General features: G+C 74.6%; 17 protein-coding genes and 1 pseudogene. 7 read left to right on the top strand and 11 right to left on the bottom strand.

The window, feature by feature from the left end:
• Both ABZ920_RS29510 and ABZ920_RS29505 read left to right on the top strand, forming a co-directional pair.
• Window positions 1-91: pseudogene (locus tag ABZ920_RS29510) on the top strand (ABC transporter permease); the annotation flags it as partial.
• A gap of 127 nt (window positions 92-218) precedes the next feature.
• Complete coding sequence (locus tag ABZ920_RS29505) at window positions 219-1,007, top strand: hypothetical protein (protein ID WP_361511565.1); 789 nt, start codon at window positions 219-221, stop codon at window positions 1,005-1,007.
• 640 nt (window positions 1,008-1,647) lie between these two features.
• Here the strand turns inward: ABZ920_RS29505 and ABZ920_RS29500 are convergent.
• Window positions 1,648-2,388 (bottom strand): GntR family transcriptional regulator, encoded by a 741-nt coding sequence (locus ABZ920_RS29500; RefSeq protein ID WP_361511571.1) that lies wholly within the window; start codon window positions 2,386-2,388, stop codon window positions 1,648-1,650.
• A 399-nt stretch (window positions 2,389-2,787) separates the two neighbouring features.
• On the opposite strand from ABZ920_RS29500, the gene ABZ920_RS29495 reads away from it, so the two are divergent.
• The gene (locus ABZ920_RS29495; RefSeq protein ID WP_361511563.1) at window positions 2,788-3,621 is read left to right on the top strand and encodes a (2Fe-2S)-binding protein; all 834 of its coding nucleotides are present in this window, start codon (window positions 2,788-2,790) and stop codon (window positions 3,619-3,621) included.
• Between the two features lie 303 nt (window positions 3,622-3,924).
• Entirely contained in the window at window positions 3,925-4,965 is a 1,041-nt protein-coding gene (locus ABZ920_RS29490) for a DUF2637 domain-containing protein (RefSeq protein WP_361511560.1), read from the top strand.
• 285 nt (window positions 4,966-5,250) lie between these two features.
• On the opposite strand, the gene ABZ920_RS29485 is transcribed toward ABZ920_RS29490, so the two are convergent.
• The 8 genes from ABZ920_RS29485 to ABZ920_RS29450 all read right to left on the bottom strand — a co-directional run bounded on the left by ABZ920_RS29485 (window position 5,251) and on the right by ABZ920_RS29450 (window position 13,625).
• Window positions 5,251-5,703 (bottom strand): ATP-binding protein, encoded by a 453-nt coding sequence (locus tag ABZ920_RS29485; protein WP_361511557.1) that lies wholly within the window; start codon window positions 5,701-5,703, stop codon window positions 5,251-5,253.
• 500 nt (window positions 5,704-6,203) lie between these two features.
• Window positions 6,204-7,946 (bottom strand): pyruvate dehydrogenase, encoded by a 1,743-nt coding sequence (locus ABZ920_RS29480; protein WP_361511555.1) that lies wholly within the window; start codon window positions 7,944-7,946, stop codon window positions 6,204-6,206.
• Between the two features lie 63 nt (window positions 7,947-8,009).
• Complete coding sequence (locus tag ABZ920_RS29475; protein ID WP_361511552.1) at window positions 8,010-10,433, bottom strand: protein phosphatase 2C domain-containing protein; 2,424 nt, start codon at window positions 10,431-10,433, stop codon at window positions 8,010-8,012.
• Window positions 10,434-10,542: 109 nt separating this feature from the next.
• Window positions 10,543-10,680 carry a hypothetical protein gene (locus ABZ920_RS29470; RefSeq protein ID WP_361511549.1) on the bottom strand — a complete coding sequence of 46 codons (138 nt, stop codon included), beginning with the start codon at window positions 10,678-10,680 and terminating at the stop codon, window positions 10,543-10,545.
• A gap of 869 nt (window positions 10,681-11,549) precedes the next feature.
• Window positions 11,550-12,203 carry a methyltransferase domain-containing protein gene (locus tag ABZ920_RS29465; RefSeq protein ID WP_361511546.1) on the bottom strand — a complete coding sequence of 218 codons (654 nt, stop codon included), beginning with the start codon at window positions 12,201-12,203 and terminating at the stop codon, window positions 11,550-11,552.
• A gap of 82 nt (window positions 12,204-12,285) precedes the next feature.
• Complete coding sequence (locus ABZ920_RS29460; protein ID WP_361511543.1) at window positions 12,286-12,786, bottom strand: hypothetical protein; 501 nt, start codon at window positions 12,784-12,786, stop codon at window positions 12,286-12,288.
• Window positions 12,787-12,903: 117 nt separating this feature from the next.
• Entirely contained in the window at window positions 12,904-13,221 is a 318-nt protein-coding gene (locus tag ABZ920_RS29455) for a DUF6415 family natural product biosynthesis protein (protein ID WP_361511541.1), read from the bottom strand.
• The gene (locus ABZ920_RS29450) at window positions 13,206-13,625 is read right to left on the bottom strand and encodes an ATP-binding protein (protein WP_361511538.1); all 420 of its coding nucleotides are present in this window, start codon (window positions 13,623-13,625) and stop codon (window positions 13,206-13,208) included. Before ABZ920_RS29450 ends, ABZ920_RS29455 begins: the two co-directional genes overlap by 16 nt.
• A gap of 664 nt (window positions 13,626-14,289) precedes the next feature.
• On the opposite strand from ABZ920_RS29450, the gene ABZ920_RS29445 reads away from it, so the two are divergent.
• The 3 genes from ABZ920_RS29445 to ABZ920_RS29435 all read left to right on the top strand — a co-directional run bounded on the left by ABZ920_RS29445 (window position 14,290) and on the right by ABZ920_RS29435 (window position 17,634).
• Window positions 14,290-15,282 (top strand): hypothetical protein, encoded by a 993-nt coding sequence (locus ABZ920_RS29445; protein WP_361511535.1) that lies wholly within the window; start codon window positions 14,290-14,292, stop codon window positions 15,280-15,282.
• Window positions 15,279-15,818: a GNAT family N-acetyltransferase gene (locus ABZ920_RS29440; protein WP_361511533.1), complete on the top strand. Its 540-nt coding sequence runs from the start codon at window positions 15,279-15,281 to the stop codon at window positions 15,816-15,818. The genes ABZ920_RS29445 and ABZ920_RS29440 overlap by 4 nt, the downstream gene beginning before the upstream one ends.
• 826 nt (window positions 15,819-16,644) lie before the next feature.
• A complete protein-coding gene (locus ABZ920_RS29435; protein ID WP_361511530.1) occupies window positions 16,645-17,634 on the top strand; it encodes a helix-turn-helix domain-containing protein in 990 nt (329 codons plus the stop codon).
• Window positions 17,635-18,034: 400 nt separating this feature from the next.
• Here the strand turns inward: ABZ920_RS29435 and ABZ920_RS29430 are convergent, their stop codons facing one another.
• Window positions 18,035-18,520 (bottom strand): methylated-DNA--[protein]-cysteine S-methyltransferase, encoded by a 486-nt coding sequence (locus tag ABZ920_RS29430; protein ID WP_361511527.1) that lies wholly within the window; start codon window positions 18,518-18,520, stop codon window positions 18,035-18,037.
• 59 nt (window positions 18,521-18,579) lie between these two features.
• A complete protein-coding gene (locus ABZ920_RS29425) occupies window positions 18,580-19,974 on the bottom strand; it encodes an AlkA N-terminal domain-containing protein (RefSeq protein WP_361511568.1) in 1,395 nt (464 codons plus the stop codon).
• Window positions 19,975-20,541 lie beyond the last annotated feature (567 nt).

Here is a 20,541-nt window from a genome sequence, read left to right as displayed (position 1 = left end):
CGAAACCCTGCGCGGCCTGCTGCTCGGCACGGAGATCGGCCACAACGGATGGCTGGCCGCCGCCTGGTGCCTGGCCCTGGCCCTGCTCGGCTGCGCCGCCCGCCGTCGCGCCCCACGACTTTGTGAAATCCTTCACCCACCCTCTTGGCCGGGCCACGGGATTCGTGCTGAGATGCCGCCACCACTCAAAGCTCGATGGCGTGCTCGGGGAGGGCAACGTGGCGCATACCGCCATGTCTGGTAACGGAACGACCGCAGGTGACGATCCACTCCAGACCGCGGTATGGCGGCTGCGCTCGCGGGCGTGCTGGGCCGACGCGGCGGCACTGCTCCAGCCGGTCACCGCGGCCGCCGCCCTGCAGCGGGCCGCGCTGCTCGTGGAGCGGTGCCTGTACACGGAGCGGGGCTGGGAGGAGGCCGAGGACGCGCTGCGCACCGCGGAGGCCCAGGCCCGGAGCGACGAGGAGCGGGGCGCCGCCGCTTGTGAACGCGGTCACCTCGCCTACGCGGCCACACTGCACCGGGTGCGGGACCGCGCCGACGAGGCGCGGGCCGCGCTGGGGCGCGCGGCGGCGCTGATACCGCCGGACGCGCCGGGACGCGCTCTGCTGGACTTCCGGCGGGGTCTGCTCGCCCAGAACCTGACCGGCTCCCCGCAGGCCGCCCGCGCCGCCTACCGCCGGGCCCACGCGGCCGCCACCGCGCACTCCGACCCCCTGCTGCTGTCCTTCACCTGGCGGCACCTGGCCGGGCTGTCCCTGCGCGACGGCGAGCTGGCCGAGGCCCGGCATGGCTTCGCCGAGTCCCTGCGCATCCGGGAGGAGCTGGGCTACCTCGTCGGCACGGCGCCGGCCCTGGTGTCCCTGGCGGACGCCGAGACCGAGCCGGAGGCGGCCCGGCTCCGGGAGGAGGCGCGGCGGCTGTTCCGGCTGCTCGGAGGCGTGCCGACGTGGCTGGCGCAGCAGCTCGCCACGGCACCCCCGGCAGCGGGAGCGGCCACGGCCTGAAGCCTGCGGCTCAGCGGCTCCGGGAGGCCCCCGCACCGCCCTGACGCGCGAGGCCGCACCGCCCGGCCGGCAGCACCCGATGCCCGTACCGGCACAGGCCCGGCGCCGCACCACCGGCCCCGTCCGGGCGCGCGGCGCCTGCCCGGACCGACCCGCGCCGCCCGGCCGGGCGAGCGCGACGAACCATCCGGCACCGGGCGCGACGCACCGTCCGGCATCCTCCCCCGGCTGGTCCGGGGCTCACCGCCACCGCCGGTTCCGGCGCCTGCGGCGCCCTCGACTGCGCCGCCGCACAGTCCGTGTCCGGCTCGCCAGGACATGGCCGTGCAGGCCGCACCGGGCCCCGGGCGGCAGCCCCGGCACAATCCCCGCCGGCGGGCAGTGCCACGCGAGACCCCTCAGCGCCGCCGCCGGCGACATGCTCCCGCGCCAGGCACGTACACGGCCACGCAGGCCGCACCGAGCCCCGGGCAGCAGCCCCCGCACGCTCCCCACCGGCGGGCAGTGCCACGCGAGACCCCTCAGCGCCGCCAGCGACATGCCCCGCGCCAGGCACGTACACGGCCACGCAGGCCGCACCGGGCCCCGGGCGGCAGCCCCGGCACAATCCCCGCCGGCGGGCAGTGCCACGCGAGACCCGTCAGCCGCCGCCGGCGACGTGCTCCCGCGCCAGCGTCCGCACCAGGTCCAGGTCCCGCGCGATCAGCGCGTCGAGCAGCGCCCCGTGCTCCGCCGCGTCCGCCACCAGCTCCGTGCGGGCGGGCCGGGCGGATCCGCCGACCAGCGGCCACTGGGCCCGGCGGTGCAGGTCCTCGGCGATTCTGACGAGCTGTTCGTTCCCGGCCAGGGACAGCACCGCACGGTGGAAGGCGCGGTCGGACTCGGCGTACGTCGCCCGGCAGCCGGAGGCCGCCGCACGCACGGTCGCCTCGGCGAGCGGCCGCAGTTCGGCCCAGCGCTCCCCCGGCACGGTGCGGGCCAGCCGCAGCACGACCGGGACCTCGACCAGGGCCCGCACCTCGGCCAGCTCCGCCAGCTCGCGGGCGCCGCGCTCGACCACCCGGAAACCGCGGTTGGGCACGACCTCGACGGCGCCCTCCAGCGCGAGTTGCTGCATCGCCTCCCGCACGGGCGTCGCGGAGACCCCGAAGCGGTCGCCGAGCGCGGGCGCGGAGTAGACCTCGCCGGGCCGCAGCTCGCCCGACACCAGCGCGGTGCGCAGGGCGTCGAGGATCTGGCCGCGCACGGAGGACCGCTGCACGGCGACCCGCGGACGCGGCACGGGCACCTCGCCGTGTGTGTGCTCGCCCCGGGCGCCGGCGGCCACGACCTCGCGATCACCGCGCACCCCCGCGGCCGGAACCCCGCGGTCCCCACGCACGGCCGCGGCCGGAACATCGCGGTCCCCGCGCACGGCCGCATCCGCCACACCGCGGTCTCCCAGCACACCCGCGGCCGGGATCTCGCGTCCGCCCCGGGTGGCCACTGCCGCGGCGTCGCGCCCGCGGTGCGCGTCCGCCGCCCGCGGGGACGGCGGCGCGCCCGGTGCCGGCGGGATGCCCGCCGCGGCCGGCCGCCCGCCCGCCGTCCCGAACCCCGCGGAGTCCTGCGCGCCCTGCTTCACGGTCCTCCTCCGGGCTTGTGGGTGCTTGGGGTCATTACGACGGGTTGCTACTCGTCCGTCAAGCACCTTAGGGGTCCGAGGCCAAAGGTTCACATTCCGCAGAGGTGAAGTAAGGTTTGCCTAACCTCTCGTCAACGGCGAATCGGTGGTTCCGGCATGCCTGTCCTCCCCTCGGCCGCAGCGGACGCGTACGCCCGCCTCACCGAGGTCTTTCCCGGCCTCGCCGTCGTGGAACTGGGGCCCGGGGACCCGGCGCCCGCAGGCGGCGGCTGGGTCGCGGCCGCCTCGCTGGCCGAGGGCGGGCGCGGACTCGACGCGTTCCTGGCCTGGGACCGCGCCCAGGTGACGCGGGACTACGGCACGACCGCGCGCCCGGACGTCGTCGCGAGCTTCGCGCTGCACCGCTACACCTGGCCCGCGTGCCTGCTGTTCACGATGCCGTGGTTCCTGCGCCGCAGGGTTCCGCGCCTGCCGGTGACGGACGTCTGGTACGACCGCGAGGCCGGCCGCATGGCCGTACGGACGGGCCCCTTCGCCTGCCTGCCCGACGACCCGGCCGCTGCGCTGCCCGGCGCCCGGGTGGTCCGCGACGAGGAGGCGCTGCGGGCCGAACTGCGGGCGGCGGTCGCCGAGCACCTCGGGCCGGTGCTCGCCGGCTTCGGCCCGCGCATGCGGCGCCGGGACCGCGCCCTGTGGGGCATGGCGACCGACGAGCTGGTCGAGAGCCTGTGGTACGTCGCCCACCTCCTCGGGGAGCGGGAACGGGCCCGGCACGAACTGGAGTCGCTGCTGCCGGGTTCCACCGCGCCGTACGTCGGCTCGGCTGCCTTCCGTGAGCTGACCGGCCCGGACGGCGAACCGCTGCCGACGCGGGACCGGGTGAGCTGCTGCATGTTCTACACCCTGCGCCCCGAGGACACCTGCGCCACCTGCCCCCGCCTCCGCGACCCCGAGCGCGCGGCCAAACTCGCCTGGCCGCAGGCCGCCTGACTGTCCCTCAGGTCAGCGGCGGCCCCGTCCGTCCCGTAAGATCGCCCGTGAGCGGGACACCCGGCCGGTCACATGTGTTCACACGTTCCTCACTCTTCGCGGGAACTTTCCGTGGAACCACCCGTCCGGGTAGTCTTATTCGAACTCAACTCCCGCCCCTCACGCGGCAGTTCGAGCAGAACGCCGTCCTGGGCATCCCCTTGCACCTCCTTGGCGGCCTCTTGCCCCGAAACCCCCTGAGGGACGGCGGGATTGGGCCACCATGGCGGGCGTTACGCCCTATCCCAATGCAAGGGACCCCAGATGAGACTGACCGACATATCGCTGAACTGGCTGCTTCCGGGCGCCGTACTGCTCCTGGGCATGCTGGCGGCGGTGGCGGTGCTCCGACGCGGCAAGCGCTCCTCCGGGGAGAACGCGAGCGCGGACGACTCGTGGGAGCGCAGCGAGGAGCGTCGCAGGCGCAAGGAGGCCATCTACGGCACCGCCTCCTACGCCCTTCTGTTCTGCTGTGCGGCGGTCGCCGCCGCACTCTCCTTCCACGGCCTGGTCGGCTTCGGCGAACAGAACCTCGGCCTCTCCGGCGGCTGGGAGTACCTGGTGCCGTTCGGCCTGGACGGCGCGGCGATGTTCTGCTCCGTGCTCGCGGTGCGCGAGGCCAGCCACGGTGACGCGGCGCTCGGCTCCCGGATCCTGGTGTGGACGTTCGCGGGCGCCGCGGCCTGGTTCAACTGGGTGCACGCGCCCCGGGGCGCCGGCCACGCGGGCGCTCCGCACTTCTTCGCCGGCATGTCCCTGTCGGCGGCCGTGCTGTTCGACCGGGCGCTGAAGCAGACCCGCCGCGCCGCGCTGCGCGAGCAGGGCCTCGTCCCGCGTCCGCTGCCGCAGATCCGCATCGTCCGCTGGCTGCGGGCCCCCCGGGAGACGTACAACGCCTGGTCGCTGATGCTGCTGGAGGGCGTGCGCAGTCTGGACGAGGCGGTCGAGGAGGTCCGCGACGACGCGCGCCGCAAGGAGGAGACGCGGCGGCTGCGGCGTGAGCAGGAGCGCGTCGAGCGGGCGCAGCTCAAGGCGATCAGCCGGGGGCACCGGGGCTTCGCCGGCCGCGGCGGCCGGCGGGGGGAGACCCAGGCGCTGGAGCGCGGGTCCTCGCAGGTCTCCGCGGAGCCTGCCATATCCACCACGGAGCAGCTGCCGGTCCGGGCGCGTCCCTCGCTCGAGCCGGTCCGCAAGGGGTCCGACCCCGTCACGGTCGACCTGACCGCGGAGGACGACACCATGGCCCTGCCGCGACTTGACTCCCTCGAGCGCAAGCTCAAGGACCTGGAGCAGCAGTTCGGCTGATGCCGGAGGGTCCCGGGAAGGGGCGCGGCCCGCGCGGGCCGCGCCCCTTCCCGTTGCTCACACCCTCGCGGTCATCAGGCCGCCTCTCGTCGTCCACGGCCTTGCGTGGTGCACGCCCTCTCGTCGTCCAGGGCCTCCCGGGGCCACGCCCTCCCGCTGTCCAGGGCCTCCCGGGGGCCACGCCCTCACGTCGTCCACGCCATCCGGTCGCGCACACACGTGCACACGCCGTCGGGCGCCTGCCGTCGGTCCGGCGCGGGCCCGTCGGTCACGCTCTGCCCGCCGTCACGCGGCGTCCGCACCCAGCTCGAACCAGACGGACTTGCCGACTCCGTGCGCGCTGACGCCCCAGGAGTCCGCGAGGACCTGTACGAGCAGCAGGCCCCTGCCGTTCGTGCTCTCCCCGGTGTCGGGCGCGCAGGGCCGCGGCCCGTGCGACTCGAAGTCCCGTACCTCGACGCGGAGTCCGCCCGGCGACACGGTGGCTGTCAGGACGGCTTCGTCGTCGGTGTGGACGAGGGCGTTGGTGACGAGCTCGCTGGTGAGCAGCTCGGCCACTTCCGAGCTGCCGGGCTTCCCCCAGTGCCGCAGCAGCTCGCGCAGCGCCCTGCGGGCCTCGGGCACCGCCCGCAGGTCCGCCCGCCCCAGCCGGCGTCTGAGCCGGCCGTCCGGGGACCGCTCCGGGTTGTCGTCGGACTGCTCCTGCGCCGCCTGTAAGGAAGAGGCCCCGATCGTCATGGGACCGCCCCGTCGTGCCTGCCTCTTCATGACCCCCCGCCCGCGTGCCCCTGTGGGTTTCCCTCCAGCTCGAACACGTTCACGCCATGCATGCCCTTGCGGCGGCGTGCCAGTCCTCCGGCTTTGTCAAGGGCCGGGTGTTCGGCCACGGGCGGACGGGGCCGGAACGGGCCACGCGCCCCTCGTCCCGTTCCGCCCGGCAGGCGCAGGCGTCCCTCGTGTCCACCGCGTTCCCCCGCACAGCGCCGTCCGGGCCCGGGCGAAGGCGCCCAGGGCCCGTCACTCCCCGCAGGTGGGGCGCGCAGGCGCCGTGCGGGGCGCACTCCCCGGCGCGCAATCGGCGGACGAACCGCGGGATCACGCCCCGCGGCGCCCGCCGTGCCCTCGCCGAGAATGGCCGGACTGCGACGGTTCCGGCGGCGGCCGCGACGGTTCCGGCGGCGCGGAGGGCGTCAGTCGCCGCCGGCCCGCGGGCACTCCGCGGCGGGGGGCCGAGGTGGTTACGGCCGCGGCACGTTCCGCAGGTTGGACCGGGCCATCTGCAGCATGCGGCCGACACCGCCGTCCAGGACGATCTTCGAGGCGGACAGGGCGAATCCGGTCACCATGTCGGCCCTGATCTTCGGCGGGATGGACAGGGCGTTGGGGTCCGTGACGACGTCGACGAGGGCCGGGCCCTTGTGCCGGAGGGCGTCGGTGAGGGCCCCGGCGAGCTGCTTGGGCTTCTCCACGCGGACGCCGTGGGCGCCGCAGGCGCGGGCGACCGCGGCGAAGTCCGGGTTCCTGGCCGCCGTCCCGTACGCGGGCAGGCCCGCCACCATCATCTCCAGCTCCACCATGCCGAGCGACGAGTTGTTGAACAGTACGACCTTCACCGGCAGGTCGTACTGCACCAGGGTCAGGAAGTCGCCCATCAGCATGGAGAATCCGCCGTCGCCGGACAGGGTGACGACCTGGCGCCGCCGGTCGGTGAACTGCGCGCCGATCGCCATGGGCAGCGCGTTCGCCATCGACCCGTGCGAGAACGAACCGATGATGCGGCGCCGCCCGTTGGGCGAGAGGTACCGCGCGCCCCACACGTTGCACATCCCGGTGTCGATCGTGAAGACGGCGTCGTCGTCGGCCACCTCGTCCAGGACGGCGGCCACGTACTCGGGGTGGATGGGGACGTGCTTGTCGACCTTGCGGGTGTAGGCCTTCACCACACCTTCGAGCGCGTCCGCGTGCCGCTTCAGCATCCGGTCGAGGAAGCGCCGGTTCTCCTTGGTCCGCACGCGCGGGATGAGGCAGCGCAGGGTCTCCCGCGCGTCGCCCCACACCGCGAGGTCCAGCTTGGAACGCCGGCCGAGGTGTTCCGGCCTGACGTCGATCTGGACGATCCTCACGTCGTTCGGCAGGAACGCGTTGTACGGGAAGTCGGTGCCGAGCAGGATCAGCAGGTCGCACTCGTGGGTGGCCTCGTAGGCGGCCCCGTAGCCGAGCAGGCCGCTCATGCCGACGTCGAACGGGTTGTCGTACTGGATCCACTCCTTGCCGCGCAGCGCGTGCCCGACCGGCGCCTTGACCTTCCCGGCGAACTCCATCACCTCCGCGTGCGCGCCGCGGGTGCCGCTGCCGCAGAACAGGGTGACCTTCTCCGCCGCGTCGATCATCTCGACCAGCCGGTCGATCTCGGCGTCGCCGGGCCGGACCGTGGGACGGGAGGTGACCAGCGCGGTCTCGGCGGCCTTCTCGGGGGCGGGCTCACCGGCCACGTCACCGGGGAGGCACACCACGCTGACCCCACCGCGGCCGACCGCGTGCTGGATCGCGGTCTGGAGCAGCCGCGGCATCTGCCGGGGGCTGGAGATCATCTCGCAGTAGTGGCTGCACTCGTTGAACAGGCGTTCGGGGTGGGTCTCCTGAAAGTAGCCGAGACCGATCTCGCTGGAGGGGATGTGCGAGGCGAGGGCGAGGACCGGGGCCATGGAACGGTGGGCGTCGTACAGGCCGTTGATCAGGTGGACGTGACCGGGGCCGCACGATCCGGCGCAGGCGGTCAGCTTCCCGGTGATCTGCGCCTCGGCGCCGGCCGCGAAGGCGGCGCTCTCCTCGTGGCGCACGTGGACCCAGTCGATCCCGGACCGGCGGCGCACCGCGTCGACGACCGGGTTGAGGCTGTCGCCCACCACCCCGTAGAGGCGTTCGACACCGGCGCGGACGAGGATGTCGACGAACTGCTCTGCGACGTTCTGCTTGGCCATGGCACGGTGCCCTTCGGTCTCCTGCGGGATCCCTCTGGGTCCATCAATGCACAGCCCGCTGTCTCACGCCTCCCACACGGCCGCGGCCGTCCGGTCGTCCGCGTAGCCCTTGACCCGCGTCTGGGCGTCCGCGAGGAACGCGGCGAGGCCGGGCGGGGTGGGGCCGCGCCACCGGTCCGCCAGGTGCCGGCACAGACCGGGCTCGCCGCGCAGCGGGTCGGCCAGGCCCTGGGTGCACAGCAGCAGCGTGTCACCCGGCCGGGCGATGGAGGCGCGGAAGCGGAAGGGCGCGCGGGGCGGCTCGGCGGGGCCGCCGTCCTCCCCGGGCCGCGCGGAGGGTGCGTACGGACTCGGCGGCGCCGGTATGCCGAGGTCCCCGGGGAGCAGGGCACCCTCGGCGGGCTCGGCCGGGACCGGGCCGTGGCCGGTGGCCGGGTCGTGGCCGGTGGCCGGGCCGTCGGCCCCCTCGGCCGCACGGGGTTCGATGTCCTCCCACTCCCCTCCCCGCAGCCGGAACAGGCCGCCCGCGCCCGCCCCGAAGAAGACGCGGGTGCGGCACGCCGGGTCGACGGGCAGCAGCAGGCAGCGCAGGGTCGCCGCGTACTCCGCCGCCGGGAGCCCCTGTTCCACGGCGGTGGCCCGGAGCCTGCCGAGGACGCGGTCGGTCAGGCGCTGCAGCCCGGACTTCAGGTCGCCGCGCCGGGCGCCCCGGATGTCCTCGGCGAGCCGGGCGTGGTTGCGCCCGACGGCCCCCGCGATCAGCCGGCAGACCTCGGTGGCGGCGCGGTGGGCGGCCGGGGTCGTCCGGGCGCCGGTCGCCATGGCCACGAGGAGCAGGCCCTGTGCGCCCGCGCCGAAGCGGGCGGTGAGCAGCGCGTCCCGGCGCGGCTCGCCCCGGTACCGCGCGGAGTCGCCCCGCAGGGACACCGCGCGCAGGGTGCAGGCGCCGTAGCGGGCCCCGTCGAGCACGGTGTCCGGGACCAGCTCGTCGAGCCGGTCCGCGTCCGCCGACGGCAGCGCGGTCGGCTCCGCGTCGTAGGTGGGCGGCCTCGACCCGACGTGCCGGACGGCGGGAGGCGCAGGCGCGGGAGGCACCCCGGCGGGGGCGGGGGGTGGCTGGGCGCCGGGGACGCCGGGGGCGGCGCCTCGGGTCGGTTGGGACGGCGAGGTGGGTGAACTCCCGGGGGCGGCCGGGCCGGACGACGGCCAGGAGGGCTCACTTGGCGGGGTGGGCGACAGCCAGGAGGGCTCACCCGGCGGGGCGGAGGGGGGAAGGGGAGCCTCATCTGGCGGGGCGGTCGGGGAAAAGGGAGGCTCACCCGGCGAGGCGGACGGAGGAACGGGAGGCCCACCCGGCGAGGCGGACGGGGGCACGGGCGGCCCACCTAGTGGGGCCGCCGGGGGCACGGGCGGCCCACCCGGCGGGGCGGACGGACGAACGGGCGACCCACCCGGCGGAACGGACGGACGAACGGGCGACCCACCCGGCGAAACGGACGGACGAACGGACGACCCACCCGGCGAAACGGACGGACGAACGGGCGACCCACCCGGCGGAACGGACGGACGAACGGACGGAGGAACGGCAGGTATCTCCGGGACGCCTGGCCGGGACTGCGGCGGGACGACCGTGCCGGGCGGCGTGGCGGGGGGTTCGGCAACAGCGGGGTCCTCGGCTCGGGCGGGCCGGTCGTCCGCCGGGCCGCCTCGTGAGGGGACGTGGCCCGTCGCCGGACTGGTCCAGGGAGCGCCGCTCACGGGGTCGGCGAGGGAGTCGGTCCGCTGCGCCGGGGCGCCTGCCGCGGGGTCCCGGCGGTTGCCGAGGCCGGTGCCGGCGGGGGCGGCTGGCGCGACGCCGGTGCCGGTGCCGGTGGGGGCGGCACGGTCAGTGGGCGCCGGTCCGGCCTGCCCGGCAGGCGGCGTGGCGGGAGGAGGCGGCTGGGTGGGCGGCGGTGGTGTCCCGGACGGCTGCCGGGGAGCCGGGGCGGTGGGTGCGGGGCCGCCGAAGGGCGGGCGTACGCCGGTCTCCTCCCTCGTACGGGCCCGCGGTGGCCGGTCACGGGATGCCGGTGCCTCGGGCCCGGGACCGCCGACGGGGTCCGGTCGCTCGCGGCGTGGGAGGTTCACGGAAGCCGGTGACGCGACCGGCGCCGAGTCGCCGGGGCCTCGACGCCACCAGTCCGGGCCGACGCCCGGTGGGCCGGCGTCCTCCCCAGGGTCCGGGCCGGCGTCCGGCGGGCCGGCGCCCTCCCCGGCGTCCGGTGAGCCGCTGCCCTCCCCGGGGTCCGGGCGCTCCGCGTCGGTCCCGGTCCCGTCGGGCGACCGTCGCTGCGGCGGTGTCCCGCCCAGCGTGTCCGTCGCCGAGGCGAACCGGTCGTCGAGGGAGTCGGCCGCGGCCGTCGGCCCCGTGTCCTCGGTGGAGTCGTCGTACAGCTGTCCCCACCAGTCGTCGGCGCGACCGGTGGGCCTTCCCCCCTGCTGGCTCATGCCCCCGATTGTCCACGGCGGGGGCCGCGGGGAAACGGTGCATGCGAAAAATCCGGTGCCGTGCGTGCCCAGCGGACCGAATGCGGGCCCAAGAGGGGAGGGAGCGTCATCAGGCGTAGCTGAGGATTAGGAAGGCCAGCATGACCTGTGCCGTCCACTGCACCACGACGGTCGCGAGCCTGGCGCCGGCCCACCGGGCCCGGGGCCACAACGGCACCGCCAGGCCTGCGGCGACGACATCGAGCACCGCTGCCACGCTCGCCGGCAAGAGCCAGGACGATGCTGACAACGACCATCGGCAGCAGTAGCCCGAGTCCCCAGCCCGAACACCACCGAAGCACGCGGTCGGTGTCCTGCTGATGAGTGGCCGCCCCAGTCGTATTCATGACTCCAGCCCTTCCAGATCATCATCCTCGCCTACCGGCTGGCCTGGCAGGCACGCGCCGTTGTCGAGATCTACGAGGAGACCGGCAAGCCACGGCCCCAGGCCTCTACTCCCCCAACGGACCGCGGATGTTCGCCGACCATCCGCTCGATCTCTCCCGCCAGTTCCTCGGCTTTGACCCGGCCTGCCCGTTGTACTCGGCGTCCTCAGCCTGGCTGTGTCAGTTTCTTCGGGAGTCATTTGATGGTGACTTCGGGAGTCACCCAGGGAGGCGTCGGCTTGATCAATGTCAGTGACTTTTGATGTCGCTCGGCTCGTCGGCGGGTCGCACTGCGAGTGGAGCGACCGTGCTGCTGGGCTGTCGTGTGGAATCTCGCTTCCGCCCTCAGCGGCACTGCGAGGGTTGGGATTCAGGACGGATCACGGGGGTCTTGTGAGTCTGAAGAACGCCCACTTAGAGACCGCCGCGCAGGCCGTAGCCCTACTGGACGCACCAGAAGTGGCCGCCTCGTGGGAGAAGCCCAGCGCGTTGGCGCAGTGGACGGTCGGCGGACTGGCCGGCCACCTCGCCTATCAGATTTTAAGCGTGGATCCGGCACTGGAAGGACCCGCATGGACGCCATCACGGTGCCGTCCGGGCGGGTCAGGGTGACGTCGACGAGGGGCGTGCCAGTGGTGCCCGGGCCCCACGGGGGGAGCAGACGAGCGGAGCCGTACAAGGGGGCAGGCGGCTACCGGCGGGCGCGTACGAGGAGCGTGCCAATGTGCCCGGGTTTCGGCGCCTTGAGCGTGGTCGCTTCGGCCGCGGTGAATCCGGCCCGGGTCAGCAGCCGCTCCCACACGGCCGGCTTGTAGCTGTAGCGGTAGGTGAACATCGCCTTGCCCGCGAACCCGCCCTTGTACATGCCTTGGGGGCCGTACGCGCCGGGGATGGCGGGCGGCTGGGAGAACACGAACACCCCACCCGAGTTGAGGCGTGCCCTCACCAGGGGGAACAGGCGGCTGGGGTCGGTGAACCAGGCCGCGCCGAAGATGGAGTACACCGCGTCATAGGTGTCGGTGCAGGCGGCCAGCCACTCCAGCACCTCACCGCAGTCGAAGGTGGCGCCGGTGTCCGCCCACCGTTCGCTGGTCTTCTTCACCATGACCGGCGACAGGTCGACGCCGTGGGCCTGCACACCGCGCCCGGCCAGGAACGCGAGGGCGCGGCCAGTGCCGCAGCCGATCTCCAGCACCTTGTGCGGGTGGCCGAGGAGTTCGGGGCCGGGGCCGTGCCCGGCGTACTGGGTCCAGCAGAACGTGGGCTCGGCGTCCGTCTTGAACGCGGATTCGGCGTAGGTGTCCCACAGCTCAATCTCGGCGTCGATGTCGTGCGGTACGGGCACAGCGCGTTCCTCTGGTCGGGGCGGGCGAGGGCCAGGCCCCCGCCCTCACGTGGATGCGAGGACGGGGGCGACTGTAGCGGGGTCAGTGGCTGTCGGGGACCTTGTTGTCGCACGGCGAGCAGTCGGTGCCGTCGATGGCCCACAGCTCCTGGTCGATGGTGAAGCCGATCGACGTCAGGAAATCAGCGGTGCGCAGGCACAGGCCGTCGCGGCGGCGCTCGATGAAGGGGGCGTGGTGCTTGTATGCGCCGTCGTTGTAGAGGCGGCAGATCCCCCACCAGACGGGGGTGTCGAGGATGAGCTGATGGACGCCGATGTCCACGAGCTTGCCGACGCCGAGATGCACCTCGGGGTGCTCGATGCAGCCGATGCTGTACATCACGGCGTTGCCGAGGATGCGTTCGGCCATGTCGCGGACCATGGTGTGGTCGCGGAGCAGCAGCGCTACCTCGCGGTCCCACAGGCTCATGCCGGAGTCGAAGATGTTCACCGTCAGCTCCGTGATGTGCGGGGCGACGGCGTTGAGGAGTTCCTTCGGGTCCCGCGTGCGCGTGGCCGCGGGCTGATCCAGTGTGACGGTCATTGACCTTTCCCTTCCTCGGGTGTGATCCGTGCCGTGCAGGGGTGTGTGCCAGCGCCGGGGCACGTCGGGGGAGGCGTGACCCCGGCGCCTGCACTTCCGCCCGTGCCGACTGCCTGGTCAGGTGCGGGCGGAGCCTGTGGGCGGCGGTGGCGCCGCTCGTTCGTGGAGCTTGAGGGCGTGGTGCGTGCGGCGTACGACGTGCTCGGCGGTGTGCCGCCACTCGCCTCGCATGCGCGGCATCCGGGCCTCGACCTCCGGCAGGAGCAGCCCGGCGTGCCCGCGCAGCAGCCCCGCCAGGAGCGCCCGCTGGTCCTCCGGCAGTTGCCCGACAGTGAGCAGCACCGCGTCGTAGGACTGGCGAATCAGGCCGGCGTCGATGGGCGCCGCGGTGAGGTTGGTGGGGGCGTCGCCGCGTGTGGTCACTGCTGAGCCCACGCGAGGGAGAGGCGGCACCAGGTGGTGGCCCCCTTGTCACTCGTCCCCCACCCACCGTTGTGCGCGTTGGCGAGGTAGCCGACCAGGAACAGGCCTCGGCCGCGCTCGTCGTCGCTGCCAGCGTGGTGCACAGCGATGTCGTCGGGTGTCTCGTCGTGCACGGCGATGAGCAGGGAGCCGTCGCGGACGGCGAGCGTGAGGGTGACCTGTGCTCCGCTGCTGTGCACGATCGCGTTGGTGACCAGCTTGGACACGATGAGCGTGGCGTCATCGACCAGGTGCGGCGGGCCGCAGTAGCGCAGGCGGGCCGCGGTGACCCGGCGGGCCATCTGCACGGGGCGGGCGTCGTCCTCGGCGACGTCGCGGCGGTTGCTGCCCGGGGTGACGCAGAAGCACACGCTCATCAGGTCTTCGGCCAGGCGTGGGTGCCCGGGCTGATGGTGGCGGCGTGCGCTGTCTGCCACCACGGCGGGCGCGGGGGATTCGGCGGCGTCTAAGGCGCTTCGACGGGTGCGCCCCGAGGCCGGGAGGTGGGCAGTCGTCATCGTCGTTGCCTCGCGCTCGCGGTCGGTTCGGCGCCCTGCCCGCCCCTCATGGGGGCGAGGAATGGACAGGGCCGTCAACGGCCCACCACACGGGGAGCGGTTGGCCTGGTGACCAGACAACTCCACTCGGCGGCTGAGCAGTTAGGACGATCGAGGGCTGAGTCGACGGAACACCCTAGGGTGATTTGACGTCCGATTTACCTGACGGTCAGGCGCGCAGCGCTACGGTGCGTGTATGGACGCCACGCGCAATGAGGCTCTTGAGGCGTGGATGGAGGAGCACGGCCACAGCTCCAACAGCCTGGCAGAGGCGGTAAACAAGGCCGTTGAACGGCTTATCGGACGTCCCGGGGGACTGGACGGCTCATCCGTGCGCGCCTGGAAAGCGGGCCGGGTGAAGTGGCCCAAGTCCGCCACCCGCAAGGCGCTTGAGGACATCAGCGGCTTGCCTGCCACCGCTTTAGGGTTCGTGCCACGGGGCCGGACCTTGTCCACCCCGGCCACACCGCAGGAGAACCCTGACATGAAGCGCCGTACCCTCGTCGGTGGGATCGCTGCCGCCGCAGCAGCAGCCGCCCCCGGAACCACCGGGCCCCGCCGTATCGGCATGGGCGACGTCGACCGTCTACAGCAGCGATTCGCCGAAATTATCGCCAGCGACCACCGTTACGGCGGTCAGCGCGGCATCGAGCAGCGGGCCGCCGCGCTCGCCGACGAGGCGCTGAACCTGCAACGCGCCGGCAGCGCCACCCAGCGCGTGCGCAGCAACCTGTACGCGTGCGCGGCCTCGTTCCGGTCCTCCGCGATGTGGGCGGCGATCGACGGCCGCCGCTACGCCGACGCGCAGGAGTACATGCGCGAGGCCCAGGCCCTCGCCGAGATGTCCGGCGACCAGGCCATCAAGTTCCGCATCTGGAGCCACGCGGGCGCCATGTACCGGCACCTGGGCCGACCCGGCGACGCCTTCGCCGCGAACGACGTCGCTCGCAACCTGCACATCACCCGACGCGACCCGATGTTCGCCTCCCTCGGCCTGGCCCGGCAGGCAGCCATCCACGGCACAGCGCAGGACCGCACCGGCACCCGCCGCGCCTTCGACCAGGCCCAAGACGCCATGCTGCGCGCCGACCCGGACGCCTACCGGCCGGTGTGGCTGCTCGCCTTCTACGACCAGGCCGAGCTGGATTCACTCGCGCTGTCCGCCTACCTGGCCCTCGGTGACTACCCGACCGCCGAGTTCCACGCCCACCGCTGCCTGTCCACGCTGCGGCCCCACATGCGCCGCTCCCAAGCCCTCGCTACCACGCGCCTGGCGCACGCCCAACTCGGCCAAGGCGACCTGGAAGCCGCCACGGCCACCGCCATGCAAGTCCGCGGCGACGCCGCTACCCAGCACGCCCGCGTGTCCCGCATGCTGCAAGAGTTCGGGGCAGCGCTGCACGCTCGAGCGCCGCACAGTTCCACCGCGCAGACCTGGACCGAGCACACCCGCGACGCCTGGAAGGCCACCGCATGACCACGGCACCCACGACCGAGCTGCGCACGTTCACCGACCTGGATTTCATCCGCGGCGACCTGATCGACGTGTACGCCGAGGTGCGCGCCCCACTGCTCCACCTGCCGAACTACGCGGTCACCGCGTTCGGTGAGCGGCTGGACAGGCACGGGTCAGAGCCGGGGTTCACTGCCGTCCTGGCGTACGCGGACAGCAACCCGGTCGGCTACGTCTATGGCAACCGCATCGAGCGCGGTGACCGGTACTGGCAGCGCACCACCCCAGAACCGGCGCAGGAGTACACCAGCCGTCCGGCCGTGGCGTTGAAAGAGATCGGCGTACGGCCGGCGTGGCGGAAGACCGGCACTGCCCCGCGGATGCATGACACCTTTCTCGCCGGGCGTGACGAGCCGTACGTGACCCTCATGGTGAACCCGGCCGCCGGGGACGGAAAGGTCCATGCCCTCTACCAGTCGTGGGGGTACCACGACATCGGGCAGAGCCAGCCTTCACCGGCCTCCCCGGTCCTCACCGTCATGATCCGTGCCACCCGCTGACACCGAAGCCTCCCCCGCGCGGGCCTGCGGGTCTTCCATAGCCTGAGCATGCACGGGGATCTTCGCGAACGGGTTCTGCTTCCCGGCCGTCTCCGGCGCCCGGACGGGGCACGGCATGGTGCCGTCGGAGATCGGCTCGAGGTAGTCGGGGTGCGCCTTCCACGTGGATGCCTGGTTCCTTAAGCCCCCAGAGCAGGTCCACCGCCTGCTCTTGGTCGCCGCGGTGCAGCGCGTCGACCAGGTCGTCGTGCTCCTTCTTCGCGGCGCGGAACACGGGCGTCGGCGTTCAGCTTCAACGACGTGACTTCCTGGAGGAGCTGGTCCACGAGGCGAACCGTCGCGTTCCGCTCAGCGCCTCGGACCACGTGCCGAAGGCGGGTCGGCGGCACGTCGCCGGGCGGTCCCACCCCCCACGGGAGAACCGCCCGGCGACACCGGTGCGACCCCGCCGCGGAGGCCCCGCACGTCGTCGCACGCCCGGGCCGGGTCACGTTCTGGGCGGCCGGAACACCACCGTCCGGGTCGGCCACCAGGGAGCGGCGCCCTCGGCGGTCGGCCGCCCGTGCCGCCGTCCGCCGGGTCCGCCGCCCGCCGCGACCACCCGCGCCGGCCGCCGCGCCGTCGGCGTTCACGCAGGCCGCACGGGCCGCGTTCGGGATCCGCCGCGGGAGCCGGGGCGTCGCCTCCTCCGTGGAGCCACCTTGTCAGAGGGACGGGGAGTACGGCGATGATGATCCGCGGCGGGTTCGCGCCGTGGCCGTTTCCCGCCACCGCGCACACGCCGGGGGCGGGGTACCTGCGGTCTCAAGGGGAGTGACGAGAGCTGATGCTGGCAGCGATAGGTCTGGACGAGACACACGAGTCGGCGTACCGGGCCCTGGTGTCCGTGGGCGCCGCCGAGGTGTCCGATCTCGCGCGGCGGCTGGCGCTCGGCGAGCGGGACACCGAGCGCGCGCTGCGCTGCCTGGAGCGGCACGGACTCGCGGCCCAGTCGTCGGCCCGGCCCGGGCGCTGGGTGGCCGCGCCGCCCGGGGTGGCGCTGGGCGCGCTCCTCACCCAGCAGCGGCACGAGCTGGAGAAGGCCGAGCTGGCGGCCGCGCTGCTCGCCGAGGAGTACCGGGCGGCGGCGGCCGAGCCCGCGGTGCACGACCTGGTCGAGGTGGTCACCGGGGCCCCCGCCGTCGCCCAGCGCTTCCTGCAGCTCCAGCTGGGCGCGACCGAGGAGGTGTGCGCGCTGGTCACCGGGAACCCCGTCGTCGTCTCCGGCGCGGAGAACGACGCCGAGGAGCAGGCGGCCGGGCGCGGCGTGCGCTACCGGGTGGTGGTGGAGCGGGCGGTGCTGGACCTGCCGGACGGCGTCGCGCAGCTGACCGCCGCGCTCGGCCGCGACGAGCAGGTGCGGGTCGCCGAGAAGGTGCCGACGAAGCTGGTCGTCGCCGACCGGGCGCTCGCGATGGTGCCGCTCACCTCGCACACCGCGGAACCCTCCGCGCTCGTCGTGCACGCGAGCGGCCTGCTGGAGCTGCTGTCCGGGCTGTTCGAGTCGGTGTGGCGGGACGCGCTGCCGCTGCGCCTCGGGGCGTCGGGCGTCACCGAGCTCGGCCCGGACGGCCCCGACGGCACGGACCTGGAGGTGCTGTCGCTGCTGCTCGCCGGCCTCACCGACGCGAGCGTCGCCAAGCAGCTCGACCTGGGGCTGCGGACCGTGCAGCGCAGGGTGAGGCGGCTGATGGAACTGGCCGGGGTGACCACACGCCTGCAACTGGGCTGGCACGCCTACGAACACGGCTGGGTGGCCCGGGAACGCCTGGGCTGACGCGCCGTTGGGCTCCCGCCGGATCCGGGTGGCCAGGTGCAGGTGGCACCTGACGGTCCGAACCCGGCGGAGCCGGCACGGACGCGCGCGAGAGCGGGGCGCCGGTGGCGAGCACGAGCCCGAGGCACGGACGCGCGGGCCGTGGTCGTCGATGTGCCCCCCAACCTTGCGGAGCCGACGCGGACGCGCGGACCGCGAGCGTCGAGGCGGCCCGCCCCGTCCCACCGGAGCCGCGGCCCACGCGGTGCCGCGGGCCGCACCGCCCGAACCGCGCGGGGGCGGCAGGGTCGCCGTGGGACCCCGAACCGCGCGCGGACCACGAGGTCGCCCTGGGACCCCGAACCGCGCGCGGACCCCGGCGGTCGCCCTGGGACCCCGAACCGCGCGCGGACCGCGGCGGTCACCCTGGGAGCGTGCCCTCCAGGGTGAGCAGCCGGGCCTTGCGGTCCAGGCCGCCCGCGTACCCGGTCAGCGACCCGTTCGCGCCGACGACCCGGTGGCAGGGGCGCAGGACGAGGAGGGGGTTGGCGCCGATGGCGCTGCCGACGGCGCGCACCGCGGCCCGGGGCGCCCCGACGCGGGCGGCGATCTCGCCGTACGTCGTGGTCGCCCCGTACGGGACGGAGTCGAGGGCGGCCCAGACCCGCTCCCGGAACTCGCTGCCGTGCGTGCGGAACGGGAGCCGGAATTCCTTCAGTTCGCCGGCGAAGTAGGCCCGCAGCTGCTCCTCGGCAGCGCGGAAGGGTGCCGGGTCGTGCCGCCAGGTGTCCTGGACGGTGCGCCCGCCCTTCTGCCCGGGCACGGAGAGGGAGGTGAGCGCGCCGTCCGGGTCGGCGGTCAGGAGGAGTGGTCCGAGGGGGCTGTCGAGGGTGGTCCAGTACGTCATGTCGAGCCGTTCCGTCAGTGGTGCGGGTGGTGGATGGTCACGTGGTGCCGATGCCGGCGTCATCGCTCCGGATGTCCGGCCGCGCGCAGGTGGTGCACGGCGTACGACCGCCACGGGCGCCATCCGGCGGGCACGTCCGCACCCGGCGGGGCGACGTCGGGGTCGCCGAGGGCGCGGACGCGGATGGCGGCGGCCGTGGCGGCGTCCAGGCCCGGCAGCGCGAGCAGCGTCGCATGCGCGGCGTCCCGGTCGGCGCCGGGGTCCAGCCGCAGGGTGCCGTCGGCGAGGGCGGCGGTCAGTGCGCCCAGGGTGCCGCCGGGTTCGGACGCGGCGAGGACGGCAGGTTCGGGGAACAGGTGCGTGAGGGTGCCGCTGGGGGCGTCCAGCGCCTTGCCGTAGCGCCGGACCAGCAGCTCGGCCTCGGCCGGTCCGGCCACCGCCCGTACCGCCGCCTCGTCGGGGTCGGCGGCGCCCGGCGACCTCAGTCCCGGCCGGGCGGCGACCAGCGGGGCGAGCCGCGGGTCGGCGCCGAGCCGCTCGTCGACGGCGTACGGGTCGGCGTCGAGGTCGAACAGCCGACGCAGCCGCTGCACGGCGGTCGTCAGGTCCCGCGGGTCGGTCAGGTGCAGGTGGGCCTCCAGCCAGCCGCCGGGACGGGCGCCGGAGGCGGCCCGCGCGGCGCCGGTCCGCTCGTCCACGGCCACGATGCCCGTGCCGTACGGGAGGCGGAGGGTACGCCGGTACGTCCGTGCGCCGGGCGCGCCCGTCACCTCCTCCACTCCGGGCACGGCCTCGCGCTGGAGCAGGTCGAAGACGGGACCGGACCGGTACGGCCCCCGGTGGGCGAGGCGCAGCGGGATCCCGGCGGCGGGCGCGGCGGAGCGCCGGCCGGCGCTGCGGGGTGCGGCGGCCCGCAGCTCGCTCGGGGTGGCCGCGTACACGGCGCGGACGGTGTCGTTGAACTGCCGCACGCTGGAGAACCCGGCCGCGAACGCGATCTGGGTGACCGGCAGCCCGGTGGTCTGCAACAGCACGCGCGCGGTGTGCGCGCGCTGGGCGCGGGCGAGTGCCACGGGCCCGGCGCCGAGCTCGGCGGTGAGCTGCCGCTGCACCTGCCGCGCGCTGTACCCGAGCCGAGCGGCGAGTCCGGCGACGCCCTCGCGGTCGATCACGCCGTCGCCGATCAGCCGTACGGCCCGCGCGACGACGTCCGCCCGCACGTTCCACTCGGCGGAGCCGGGCACCGCGTCGGGCCGGCAGCGCCGGCAGGCCCGGAAGCCCGCGCCCTGTGCGGCGGCGGCCGTGGGGAAGAAGCGCACGTTCTGCCGCTTCGGCGTCGTCGCCGGGCAGCTGGGACGGCAGTAGATGCCGGTCGTCCCGACGGCGAAGAAGAACTCGCCGTCGAAGCGGCCGTCCCGGCTGCGCACGGCCTCGTAGCTGGTGTTCTCGTCCATCACGCCGTCCAGTGTCCGCCGGGACGGAAGCCGGCGCTGGCGGAAATCGGACACGGCGCGACGGCCGCGACGCGGCGCGCGGTGCGGGTGCGGGCGTGCCGCGCCCGCGGTGCCGTGCTCCGCGGCCGGCCGGGACCCCGGCGGGCCGGCGGCCCCCTCGTCCGGCGCGACCGGCTGCGCAACCGACCGCCCCGTACACCAGGTGCCCCGCCGAACCCGGTCCCGGAAGCCCGGCCCCGCAAGCGTGACCCTGACGGCCCGGCTCGATGAGCCGGTCCCCGCGGCCCGCCCCGAAGCCGGTCCCTGGAGCCCCGATGCGAACGGTGGCCCTCCCGAGGCGGGCACGCGGCCCCCGCCCACGCTGCGGCGCGGATGGTCGCCCTCCCGCGCCAGGCTCGTGGCACGCAGCACCCGCCCCCAGCCGCGCCCCGCCGGGTGCGAACGGTGGCTCTCCCGCGCCGGGCACGCGCCGCGCGGCCCCCGCCCACGCTGCGGCGCGGATGGTCGCCCTCCCGCGCCAGGCTCGTGGCACGCAGCACCCGCCCCCAGCCGCGCCCCGCCGGGTGC

Origin of the sequence: Streptomyces sp. NPDC046831, from assembly GCF_040645305.1 — a bacterium.
Lineage (GTDB): Bacteria > Actinomycetota > Actinomycetes > Streptomycetales > Streptomycetaceae > Streptomyces.
Note: the sequence above shows the minus strand (reverse complement) of the source record. Positions and strands in the feature narration are given on the sequence as shown.